An 11,824-nucleotide genomic window follows, 5' to 3' on the forward strand; every position below is an offset into this window, starting at 1 on the left:
GGCCGAAGCACCGCGAAGCCGATCAGCCCCAGCCCGATCGCGTTGAGAAACCCCGAGAAAAGCTTCACCCGCTCGTTGTGCACCACGATGTCGTCGCGCAGGCGGGTCATGGGCGGGCTCCCTCGGGTCGGGTCATGCGGCGGCTTTCGGGGCCGTTCGCGGGCGCAGGACGTGGCGACTTTTTGGGCATCCGGACCGCGAGCCGGGGGGGCGGACATATCGAGATCCGGCCGCCCCGCCGGTGCCGTTCATGAACGAATGGTAAATCCGTCTCTGTAACCCATTGATATTCCGTGGCCGCCGGCCTGTCCCATCGTGGGACACCCCTTACAGGCCCAGCTTGGCCGTCACGATCTCGTTCACCGCCTTGGGGTTGGCCTTGCCGCCCGTCGCCTTCATCACCTGGCCCACGAACCAGCCCGCGAGCTTGGGGTTCGCCTGCGCCTTCTCGACCTGGGCGGGGTTGGCGGCGATGATCTCGTCCACCGCGGCCTCGATCGCGCCGGTGTCGGTGACCTGCTTCATCCCCCGATCCTCGACGATCTGCTCGGGATCGCCGCCCTCGGTGTAGACGATCTCGAACAGGTCCTTGGCGATCTTGCCCGAAATCGCGTCGGACTTGATCAGCCGCACGATGGCGCCCAGCTGCGCGGGGCTGACGGGGCTGTCCTCGATCCCGCGGTCGTCCTTGTTCAGGCGGCCGAAGAGCTCGTTGATGACCCAGTTCGCCACCAGCTTGCCGTCGCCGCCCTCGGCCACCGCGCGCTCGAACCACGCGGCGTTGCCCACGTCGGCGGTCAGCACGTTGGCGTCGTATTCCGACAGGCCGAATTCGGTGACGAAGCGCGCCTTCTTCTCGTCCGGCAGCTCGGGCAGGGTGGCCTTGATGTCGTCGACCCAGGCCTGCTCGATCTCCAAAGGCAGCAGGTCAGGGTCGGGGAAGTAGCGGTAGTCATGCGCCTCTTCCTTCGACCGCATGGACCGCGTCTCGCCCTTGTCGGGATCGTAGAGGCGAGTTTCCTGCACGATCTCGCCGCCCGCTTCCAGGATGCCGATCTGGCGCCGCGCCTCGTAGTCGATCGCCTGCTGGATGAACCGCATCGAGTTCATGTTCTTGATCTCGCAGCGCGTGCCGAGGTGGGCGAAATCCTGCGTCTCCTGGTACTTCTCGTACTGGCCCGGTCGGCAAACCGAAACGTTCACGTCCGCGCGCAGGTTGCCGTTCTGCATGTTGCCGTCGCAGGTCCCGAGATAGCGCAGGATCTGGCGCAGCTTGGTGACGTAGGCGGCGGCCTCTTCCGGCCCGCGAATGTCAGGCCGACTGACGATCTCCATCAGCGCGACGCCCGTGCGGTTGAGGTCGACGAAGCTCATCGCCGGGTCCATGTCGTGGATCGACTTGCCGGCGTCCTGCTCGACGTGGATGCGCTCGATCCGCACCAGCCGCGCGATGCCCGGCTCCATGTCCACCAGGATCTCGCCCTCGCCCACCAGCGGGTGGTAGAGCTGCGAAATCTGGTAGCCCTGCGGCAGGTCGGGGTAGAAATAGTTCTTCCGGTCGAAGGCGCTCACCAGGTTGATCTGCGCCTTGAGGCCCAGACCCGTGCGCACGGCCTGTTCGATGCAGAACTCGTTGATGACGGGCAGCATGCCGGGCATCGCGGAATCGACGAAGGACACGTTGGAATTCGGCTCGGCCCCGAACTGCGTCGAAGCGCCCGAGAACAGCTTGGCCTTGCTCGCGACCTGGGCGTGGACCTCCATCCCGATCACCAGTTCCCAGTCGTGCTTGGCCCCGGCGATCACCTTGGGCTTGGGCGTCTCGTAGGTCAGGTCCAGCATGGCGCGCTCCTCGGGCGGTCGTTTGCGGGGGTTCTAGGCCAGCGGCGCAGGCCGGGCAAGTGGCCGCGCGGCTCTGGCGGCTTGCGCCGGCCCTGGTTTCGGGCGAGGCTGTGCCGCCATGATGCCGCGTCCGATCAGATCCCTGCCGCTCGTGCTGTCGCTGTGCCTGTTCGGCGGCGTGGCGCCGGCGCAGACGGTGCCGCCCGCCGCGCAGACCGCCCTTCCGGCCACCGAGCCCGCCGAGGGCGGCGTGACCACCTCGGAAGCGGCGGTGGCGCAATCGCCGCGCCCGGTGCCGCGGCCCTTCGTGATTCCGCCTGCGCGCTGGGACGAAACGGGCGCGCCGCGCAGCTGGACCATGGCCGTGCTCCAGGGCCTGCGCGGCCATGCCCGCGCGCTACCGGCCATGGTGCCCGCCGACATCAATGCCTGGTGCCCGGGCTACCGCGGCGCAGATCTCGCCGGGCGCGAGGCGTTCTGGGTCGGGCTGATCTCGTCGCTGGCCTGGCACGAAAGCACGCATCGCCCGAACGCCGTGGGCGGCGGCGGGCAGTGGTACGGGCTGGTGCAGATCTACCCGCCGACGGCGCGGCTCTACGATTGTCAGGCTCAAAGCGGCGAGGCGCTGAAGGATCCCGGGCGCAACTTGTCCTGCGCCCTGCGCATCATGGCGCGCACGGTGCCGCGCGACGGCGTGGTCAGCGAGGGCATGCGCGGCGTCGCGGCCGATTGGGGGCCGTTCCATTCGTCGAGCAAGCGCGCGGACATGCGCGACTGGGTGCGCCGGCAGCCGTATTGCCGGGGGCTCGCGCGGTCGCTGCGCCCGAAACTGCGCCCTTTCGAGCAGCAGGGGCCGACGCTTGAGGCCATGGATGAGGTGGAAGCCGAAACGCCGGTGTTCGCGGACGGGGACGCCGAAACGCCGGTGTCCGCACAGCCGTAAGCAGCGGGCCGCGACTTGGCGGAAAATTCAGGATCGGGCGACGCGCGTCAGTACGCCTTGAGCCAGCTCGGCTTGCGCGTCGCGTCCACCAGCGAGACCGCCGGCGCCTTGTCGCCCCCCAGCGCCAGCGTCGCCCGGCGCAGGATCTCGATCCCGTCCTCGGAGCGCGCGGGCAGGGCCGAGGGCGAGATCGGCTCGCCCACCGTGACGCGATAGGGCTGGCGCGCCTTGTTCAGCGTCTCGTGGAACAGCGTGATGTCGCGCAGCGTCGGGTGGATCAGGTCGAACAGGTAGAACAGGATCGAGTTGCGCGCCCGGATGTGGATCGGGATCACCGGCAGGTCGAACTTGCGCGCGATCATCGCGGCCGACGGCATCCAGGGCCGTTCGTGCAGGCTCAGCCCCTCGCGCTTGGCCAGCCGCCCCGAGGGGAAGATCACGCCCAGGCGGCCTTCCTCGACAGCGCGCCGGGTATAGGCCATCGTCTCGCGCGTCTTGGCATGCGTGCGCTTTTCCGGGCGCCATTCGACCGGGGCGATCATCGTCTCCATCTGCGGCAGCACGCGCAGGATGTCATGGTTCGCGAAGTAATACGCATCGGGCCGCACCTCGCGCAGGAGGTGGTGCAGGATGATGCCGTCGGCGATGCCGCTGGGATGGTTCGCGACGACCAGCGCGGCCCCCCTCCTGGGTAGGTGGCGCAGGCCGGTGATCTCTACGTCGCGGGCCAGAAGCTCGCCCATGGTGCGCATGATGTCGGGCGCCGGCATGTCGCTGACCGCCCGGCCGATGGCCAGCGTCTTCTCGTAGCCCAGCATCCGGTTGAGGATCGACCGCGCGGCGCCGACGCCGGCCCTGTTCGAGAACAGCCAGGGCGCGCGCTCTTCGATCAGCGGGTCGATGCGGTCTTTCATGCGCTCACCTTGAACATCAACTGGTAACGCGTCCGTGACGGTTCCGGTTCCCTATCTAACACGCTGGCGCCCCGGGTCCAGCGCGGCGCGTCGCGAGCGCTGCAACCGGTGATTGACCGCTCATGACAGGATCCGGCCGATCATCTCGGCGGTGTCGCGCGACAGACCGTCGCGGGCGGCGATGCGTTCGAGTTCGGCCTTCATCAGCGCCTGGCGGTCGGAATCGTAACGCCGCCAGGTCTGGAACGCGCTGCACATCCGCGCCGTGGTCTGCGGGTTGAGCGGGTCGAGCTTGATCAGCCAGTCGGCCAGCAGACGGTAGCCCGCGCCGTCCTTGCGGTGGAACCCGGCGTGGTTCATCGCGAGCGCCCCCAGCACCGCGCGGAAGCGGTTGGGGTTCTTCCAGTCGAAGGCGGGGTGTCGGGTGAGCCGTTCGGCCACGTCGGCGGCCTCGGCCGGGCCCGCGGCGGCGACCTGAAGGCCGAACCACTTGTCCATGACTAGCCGGTCGTCCTGCCACTGGTCGTGGAAGACACCCAGCGCGAGGTCGGCGGCGCCCGCGCGGATCAGGCAGGTCAGCGCCGTCAGGTGCAGCGTCATGTTGTCGGCCGCCTCGAACTGCGCCTTCGCCGCCGCGCCGCCATCCAGCCGCGAGCGCAGTGCCAGCACCGCGCCGCCGAGCGCGCGCCTGCCGGATTGCTCGGCATCCGGCGCGTAGGGCGCGTCGACCCGCGCCTGAGCGGCGAGGGCGTCGAGCATCGGCTCGAACCGCTGCGCCAGGGCGTCGGCCATCGCCTCGGTCGCGACGTAGATCACATCCGGGTCGGGCGTCGCGCCCTTTTCGTGCAGCACCTGCGCCAGTTCGGATTGCGACGGTAGCCCCAGCATCAGCGCGCGGAAAGCGGGATCGAGCGTGTCGTCCCGCAGCACACGCCCCAGCGCGTCGATCCAAGCCATGTCCGGCGCGGCGCCGTCGCGGATCATCGCCAGCAGCGCCTCGCGCGCCAGGCTGCGCGACGACTCCCAGCGGTTGAACGGGTCGGTGTCGTGCGCGAGCAGGAAGGCGCGTTCCTCGGCCGGCACCTCGCGGTCCAGCACCACCGGCGCCGAGAAACCGCGCAGGATCGACGGGACGGGGCGGGCCGAAAGCCCCTCGAAGGTGAAGCTCTGCCGCCCCTCGGTCATCTCGAGTATACGCGTCGGGACCACTTCGTCGCCGTTCGGCGACAGCAGGCCCACGGCGATCGGGATGACCTGCGGGGCCTTGTCGGGCTGCCCCGGCGTGGGCTTTGTCACCTGCGTGAAGGTCAGCGTGTAGGTGCCGTCCTGCCAATCCTCGTCGACCGACAGGCGGGGCGTGCCGGCCTGGCTGTACCAGCGCTTGAACTGCGACAGGTCGCGGCCGGTGGCGTCCTCGAAGACCTGCAGCCAGTCCTCGATCGTCGCCGCGTCGCCGTCATGCCGGTCGAAGTAGAGGTCGAGCGCCTTGGCGTAGGCCTCGTCGCCCACGAGCCGCTTGAGCATGCCGATCACCTCGGCGCCCTTCTCGTAGACCGTGGCGGTGTAGAAGTTGTTGATCTCCTGGAAGCTTTCCGGCCGCACGGGGTGCGACAGCGGGCCCTGGTCCTCGGGGAACTGGCGCGCGCGCAGCTGCGCCACGTCCTCGATCCGCTTCACCGCCGCGCTGCGCAGGTCGGAGGTGAACTGTTGGTCGCGGAAGACGGTCAGGCCTTCCTTCAGACACAGCTGGAACCAGTCGCGGCAGGTGATCCGGTTGCCGGTCCAGTTGTGGAAGTACTCGTGCGCGATGATCGACTCGATCCGCTCGAAATTCGCGTCCGTCGCGGTCTCCGGTGACGCAAGAACAGCGGCGGAATTGAAGATGTTCAGCCCCTTGTTTTCCATTGCGCCCATGTTGAAATCGTCCACCGCGACGATGTTGAACAAGTCGAGGTCGTATTCCCGGCCATAGACGTCCTCGTCCCAGGTCATGGATTTCTTGAGCGCCTCCATGCCCCAGGCGCATTTGCCCTCGTCGCCGGGACGGACCCAGATGTTGAGTTCGACGTCGCGGCCCGACCGGGTGGTGAAGCGGTCCGGGTGGTTGCGCAGGTCGCCCGCCACCAGCGCGAACAGGTAAGCCGGCTTCGGCCACGGGTCGTGCCATTCGGCCCAGCCGTCGCCGGACCCGGCCGGGTTGCCGTTCGACAGCAGCACCGGCATGTCGCTTTCGATCCGCACGGTGAAGGTCGCCATCACGTCGGGCCGGTCGGGATAGTAGGTGATCTTGCGAAAGCCCTCGGCCTCGCACTGCGTGCAGTACATGCCGCCGGACATGTAGAGACCTTCCAGCGCGGTGTTCGACGCCGGCGCGATCTCGACCTCGGCCTCCCAGGTGAACGCGCCGGCGGGGACGGCGCAGCGCAGGCCCTGCGGCGTAATCTCGGGCGTGACCTCGGCGCCGTCGATGCTGGCGCGCAGCAGGGTAACATCCTCGCCGTGCAGGAAGAAGTCCTGCGCCGGGGCGTCCGGGTTGGGCGCGAAGCGGATGCGCGAGGTCACGCGGGTCGCCTCGGGCGCAAGTTTGAAGGCCAGCGACACATCCTCGATCCGCCAGCCGAAGGGTTTGTAATCACGAAGATAAACGGTCTGCGGCGCGGCGTCCTTCATGGGGTCCCCCGGGGCGTTTGATGGAACGGGTCGTCGTCCTAGACTGTTATTCCGACAACAAGGCGGTCGCAATGGGCGGCCGCCGGAACCACAGGAGCATTCATGTCCCCTCCCGATACCAACACCAAGAAGCAGGCGAAGCAACACAAGCCCGCGTTGGGCGGGATGTGGCTGGGCCTTGGCTTTGTCGCATTGCTGTTCGTCGGCTACATCATCTACGAGATCGCACAGGGCGAAGACCCCGAAGGCGCGGACACGCAGATCCAGCCGGGCGTCGATACCGAGGTCGTCCCGGACTGACCAGACCCGGCCGGCCGCGTTGCGCGCGGCCGGCCTGAAGGACGAACACGATGCCCAAGATGCGCCGGAAGGCCGACCTGCCAAGCAAGATCTGCGCCGCCTGCGGGCGGCATTTCACGTGGCGCCGCAAGTGGGCGAAGGCCTGGGACGACGTCCGCTATTGTTCGGACCGCTGCCGGAAGGCGCGGGTGGGCTGATCGGACGGCCGCCCGCCCCGCGTCACTCCGCCGCGCGCAGCGGTGCCCTGACGTCGGGGGCGGCGTCATCCTCCGTCCAGACGATCTCGGCCGATTGGATGCGGCGCGCCTCGCGCTCGAGCGCCCAGTCACGCGCCATCCGCGACGACCGGCCCAGCGACAGCCGCGCCAGCAGCCGCGCGAAGGCCAGCACGTAGGTCCAGAACCAGACCCGCAGCGCCAGCATCGACGGCGTGAAGACCAGCGTCAGCACCGTCGCCACGCCCAGGCCGAAGACCACCGCCGTCGCGAGGTTCTTCCACCACAGCGCGGTCGGGCTGTCGATCGAGTAGCCGCCGGCGAAGAAGTCGAGGCTGAGCCCGAACATCATGGGCGCGAGGCCCGCCATGGTCGTTATCGTGGTCAGCAGCACCGGGCGTATGCGATCCTCGGCCGTGCGGATGATCGCCTCGATCCGGGGCATGTAGCGGGCGTAATCCTGGTAGGTGTCGATGAGCACGATGTTGTTGTTCACGACGATCCCGGCCAGTGCGACGATGCCCGTGCCGGTCATGATGATGCTGAAATACTGGTCCATCACCAGCATCCCGATCAGCACGCCGGCCGTGGACAGCACCACCGCCAGCAGCACCAGCACCGCGTTGTAGATGCTGTTGAATTGCGCCAGCAGGATGATGAACATCAGCCCCAGCGCGGCGCCGAAGGCCGATTGCAGGAAGGCCTGGCTTTCGGCCTGTTCCTCCTGGTCGCCGGTCCATTCCCAGTCGACGCCGGCGGGCAGCGGCGAGGTCTCCAGCCATTCGGTCAGCTGGCCAATCCGTTCATTCGCGGTCATGGGAACCAGTTTCACGACCGCGTTGCCGCGGTCCAGCTCGGCCTGCACGACGTCCAGATCGATGGATTGCGCGACCTGCGGCACGTTGTACCGGAAGACTCGCGCGTCGCGGAACAACGCCCTGAACCAGCCGATGTTCTCGGTCAGCGTGACGTTCACCGGATCGCCCGCCTCGAATTCGGCTTCGCTGACGGCATAGCCGAAACCGACATCGACCGCGCCGCCATCGACCGGGTCGCCATCCTCGTCGAGCGGCACCATCTGGAGGATCTCGATTCCGTCGACCACGTCTGCCTTCACGTCGAAGTAACGCTTCTGGTCGATGCGGGTGATCTCGTCGAGCTTCGGGACCGGGGTGCGGGTGATGAAGTTCGCCAGCGGCACCAGCCCGTCCTCGGTGCGCACCCGCAGCGTGTCGAGCGTCGACAGCAAGCGGTCCTGTTCCGGCAGGCGCACGCGGATCTCGATCTCTTCGTCGGAATTGGACGGCGTGTAGCTGTCCAGCAGCACGCCCCGCGTGACCAGCTGCACCATCGCGCCCACGGTTGCCACGTCGGCGCCGAAGCGGCCGGCCTTCTCGACGTCCACGTCGATCTGCCAGTCGATGCCGGGCAGGGGGCGCGTGTCCTCGACCAGGGTCAGGCCCGGCGTCGCATGGAAGCGCTCGCGCACCTGCGCAACGGCGCCAAGCAGCGCGTCGCGGTCGTCGCCCTTCAGCCGCAGGTGAAGCGGCTTGCCGCTGGCGGGGCCCTGCGTCTGCGCCAGAATCTCGATCTCGAGCCCGGGCAGGCGCGACAGACGGGTGGTCAGGTCGTCGATCACCACATCGCCGTCCAGCCGGGCCAGCATCACGTCGTGGGTGGCGGCATAGGCGGCGCGGTCCTCCCACGGGATCATCTCCATCTGGATCTGACCGATCGTGTCCTTGGGCGCCTGCGCGCCGCCGGTATTGGCGTCGAGCCCGCCTTCGCCAGCGAACGAGAAGGCAGACTGCACGCCGGGATGCGCCAGCACGATCGCCTCGGCCCGGCGCACCAGCGCGTCCTTCTCGGTCAAACTGAGGTTGCCGCGCGCGCGCACGTAGACGATCGCCTGCTCGGGCTCGCTGTCGACGAAGAATTCCACGCCGTTGTTGTTCTGCGCGAAGTAGCCGAAGGTCACGACCACGAAGCCGATCACCGCGGCGATGGTCACCAGCGGCATGATCGGGTTGCCGGCGATCAGCTTGATCACCCAGCCGAAGGGCGTGCGGCCGCGCCGGCTTTCGATGCGGCGGGGCGCGCGACGGATCGCCGCCGCGTCGAACACGATCGAGGCCAGCACCGCGAAGGTCATGAACGTGACGACGCCGGGCAGGCGAGCGACCCAGCCCTCGCCCAGGGGCGGGAACAGGTAGGCCGGGTTCAGCACCATCATCGCGCCGAAATAAAGACCCAGCAGCACCGCCGGCACCAGTGCGGCGCGCAGCCACCACGGCGCGGTGCCGCGCAGTCCGGTCGAGGCGCGCCCGATCATGCGCGAGAAGCGCCCGGTCACTCCGCCCATCACCGGCAGGTAGACCAGCGCGACCACCAGCGAGGCCGACAGCACGAAGATCAGCGTCACCGGCAGCATGCCCATGAACTCGCCCGGCACGCCGGGCCAGAACAGCATCGGCAGGAAGGCGCAGAGCGTCGTCGCGGTCGAGGACACGACCGGCCAGAACATCCGCTTGGCGGCCTCGACATAGGCGGTCATCGGGCCCGCGCCCTCGGAGATCCGCTTGTCGGCGTATTCCACCACCACGATGGCGCCGTCGACCAGCATGCCCACCGCCAGGATCAGGCCGAACATGACGATGTTCGACACCGTGATGCCCATCAGCGCCAGCAGCGCGAAGCACAGAAGGAACGAGGTCGGGATCGCGAAGCCCACCAGTAGCGCCGGCCGCGTTCCGAGTGCGGCCAGCACGACGATCATCACCAGCGCGATGGCCGTCAGCACCGAGCCCTCGAGCTGGGTGACCATGCTCTCGACCTGCCGGCTCTGGTCGTTCGAGGTGCCGACGTCCAGCACCGCGCGCAGGCCCTCGGGAAAGTCGGCCTCGGCCGCATTGACCACGGCGCGCACCTGCGCCACCGTGTCGATGATGTTGAAGCCCTTGCGCTTGACCACCTGCAGCGCGACCGTCCGTTCGCCATTGAAGCGCGCGGTGCCGGTGCGGTCCTCGAAGGTCAGGTTGATGGTCGCGAGGTCGCCCAGCGTCACCACCCGGTCGCCGTTGACCTTGACCGGAAGGTCGTAGACGTCGCGCGCGTCGTCGAAGCTGCTGGGGATCTTGACCGCGAAGGTGCCCTGCCGCGTCTCGACCTCGCCGGCGGCGATCAGTTGGTTGTTGTTCTGCACGACGCTGATCAGCTCGCCCGCCGTCACGTTGTAGGATTCGAGCTTCAGAGGGTCGATCACCACCTCGAGCATCTCGTCGCGGTTGCCGGCGATGCCGGCCTCGAGCACCGCGTCCAGCGCCTCGATGCGGTCCTGCAGGTCCTTGGCCACCCGCGCCAGCGTGCGTTCGGGCAGCGGGCCGGTCAGGTTCACGATCACCACCGGGAATTCCGAGAAGTTGATCTCGTCGATGCTGTAATCTTCGGCGCCCTCGGGAAACTTGGCCTCGGCGTCGCTCATGCCCTGGCGGACCTCGGCCATGACCTGCGTCTTGTCCCAGCCGAACTCGAACTCCAGCGCCAGGCCCGCATAGCCCTCGGCGGCGGTGGCGCTCATGCTCTCCAGGCCGTCGAGGTCGGACAGCTCGGCCTCCATCGGCTTGATCAGCAGCGTCTCGGCATCGGCGGCCGAGATGCCGGGGAAGGGCACCGACACGAACAGCGCCGGGATCTCGATGTCGGGCTCGCCCTCTTTCGGCAGCGAGACGTAGGAATACCCGCCGACGATCAGCGACAGCGCGATGAAGGCCAGGATCATCCGGGCCCGGGCCGCGGCCCAGTCGACGATTCCGGTCACTGGATGACCTCCTCGAAGGTGGGCGCGACGGGCACACCGTCGGTGACGTATTCCTGGCCCAGCGTGATCACGTCGACGCTGTCGGGCAGGCCCGCGACCAGCACGCCGGTCTGCGTGTCGCGCAGCAGCGTCACGGCGCGGAAGCGCGCGGTCTCGTCCTCGGCCACGGTGCGCACGCCCAGCGTGCCGTCGTCGTCGAGCGTCAGCGCCGATTGCGGCAGCAGGTGCGCCTTCGCGCCGTCGGCCTCGATCGCGATCTCGGCGGTCTGGCCGTCGCGGATGGCGAGGTCGTCGTTGTCCACGGTCAGCTCGATCCGGAAGGTGCGGGTGACCGGGTCGGCGCTGCGCGACACGAAGGTCACGTCGCCCTGCACCGTCTGGCCGCCGGTCAGCCGGGCGCCGGCCGGCGCGCCGAGCTTCAGCCGCGCCACGTCCTGTTCCGGCACGAAGCCCACGATCTTGATCGGGTCCAGCTGGATCACGGTGGCGCAGGCCGCACCCGGCTGCAGCAGCGCGCCCATCTCGGCGGTGTCGCTTTCCAGCAGGCCCGCGAAGGGCGCCACGATGGACAGCCGCTGGATCTGCCGCTCGGCCGAGGCGACTTCGGCCTTGGCGGATTCGATTCCGGCCAGCGCGTTTTCTTCGGCCGAGCGGGCGGATTCGATGTCGGCCTCGGCGGCCTGAAGCTGCGCGCGAGCGGATTCGACGGCGGCGCGCGCGCCCTCGATCCGGCTGAGCGCCGATTGCTCGGCGGCCTTGGAGCCTTCGATCTGGCTGGTCGCGGTCTCGATCCCGGCGCGTGCGTTCTCGAGCTGACTGCGCGCGGCCTGCACGCCGGCCAGCGCCGATTCGACTTGGCTGTTGGCCGATTCGACGCCCGCAAGCGCGCCCTCGATCTGGCCGCGCGCCGCCTCGACGGCGGCCTCGGCGCCCTTTACGCCGGCCATGGCGGTCTGCACCTGCGCCTTGGCGGATTCCAGTGCCGCCTCGGCACCGGCGACCCGCACCTGCGAGGAAAAGCCGTCCTCGGACAGGCGCTGGGCGGCGTTGTAGTTGATCTCGGCCTCGCGCAGGCGCGCCTCGGCCTCGGCCACGCGCGCCTCGGCCTCGGGGCGGCGCGCTT

At 68.6% G+C, this 11,824-nt stretch carries 8 protein-coding genes; 3 read left to right on the forward strand and 5 right to left on the reverse strand.

Annotation, left to right across the window (positions count from 1 at the left end; all coding sequences use genetic code 11):
• Positions 1-327 precede the first annotated feature (327 nt).
• On the reverse strand, positions 328-1,842 hold the full coding sequence (gene gatB / locus ACFDTC_RS05570) for an Asp-tRNA(Asn)/Glu-tRNA(Gln) amidotransferase subunit GatB (protein WP_375257887.1): 1,515 nt from the start codon (positions 1,840-1,842) through the stop codon (positions 328-330).
• Between the two features lie 118 nt (positions 1,843-1,960).
• On the opposite strand from gatB, the gene ACFDTC_RS05575 reads away from it, so the two are divergent.
• Positions 1,961-2,785: a transglycosylase SLT domain-containing protein gene (locus tag ACFDTC_RS05575; RefSeq protein WP_375257888.1), complete on the forward strand. Its 825-nt coding sequence runs from the start codon at positions 1,961-1,963 to the stop codon at positions 2,783-2,785.
• A gap of 47 nt (positions 2,786-2,832) precedes the next feature.
• Here ACFDTC_RS05575 and ACFDTC_RS05580 read toward each other — a convergent pair whose 3' ends face one another.
• Together ACFDTC_RS05580 and pepN are read right to left on the reverse strand one after the other, a co-directional pair.
• A complete protein-coding gene (locus tag ACFDTC_RS05580; protein ID WP_375257889.1) occupies positions 2,833-3,699 on the reverse strand; it encodes a lysophospholipid acyltransferase family protein in 867 nt (288 codons plus the stop codon).
• Positions 3,700-3,819: 120 nt separating this feature from the next.
• Positions 3,820-6,369, reverse strand: coding sequence for an aminopeptidase N (gene pepN, locus ACFDTC_RS05585; protein ID WP_375257890.1), 2,550 nt, complete (start codon positions 6,367-6,369; stop codon positions 3,820-3,822).
• A gap of 102 nt (positions 6,370-6,471) precedes the next feature.
• On the opposite strand from pepN, the gene ACFDTC_RS05590 reads away from it, so the two are divergent.
• Positions 6,472-6,669, forward strand: a complete 198-nt coding sequence (locus ACFDTC_RS05590) for a hypothetical protein (RefSeq protein ID WP_375257891.1) — start codon at positions 6,472-6,474, stop codon at positions 6,667-6,669.
• 50 nt (positions 6,670-6,719) lie between these two features.
• On the forward strand, positions 6,720-6,866 hold the full coding sequence (locus tag ACFDTC_RS05595; RefSeq protein WP_375257892.1) for a DUF2256 domain-containing protein: 147 nt from the start codon (positions 6,720-6,722) through the stop codon (positions 6,864-6,866).
• A gap of 22 nt (positions 6,867-6,888) precedes the next feature.
• Here the strand turns inward: ACFDTC_RS05595 and ACFDTC_RS05600 are convergent, their stop codons facing one another.
• On the reverse strand, positions 6,889-10,701 hold the full coding sequence (locus tag ACFDTC_RS05600) for an efflux RND transporter permease subunit (protein ID WP_375257893.1): 3,813 nt from the start codon (positions 10,699-10,701) through the stop codon (positions 6,889-6,891).
• A partial coding sequence (locus tag ACFDTC_RS05605; protein ID WP_375257894.1) for an efflux RND transporter periplasmic adaptor subunit occupies positions 10,698-11,824 on the reverse strand: 1,127 nt, incomplete at its 5' end. The genes ACFDTC_RS05605 and ACFDTC_RS05600, both read right to left, overlap by 4 nt.

The organism is Citreimonas sp., from assembly GCF_042096055.1.
GTDB lineage: Bacteria > Pseudomonadota > Alphaproteobacteria > Rhodobacterales > Rhodobacteraceae > Citreimonas.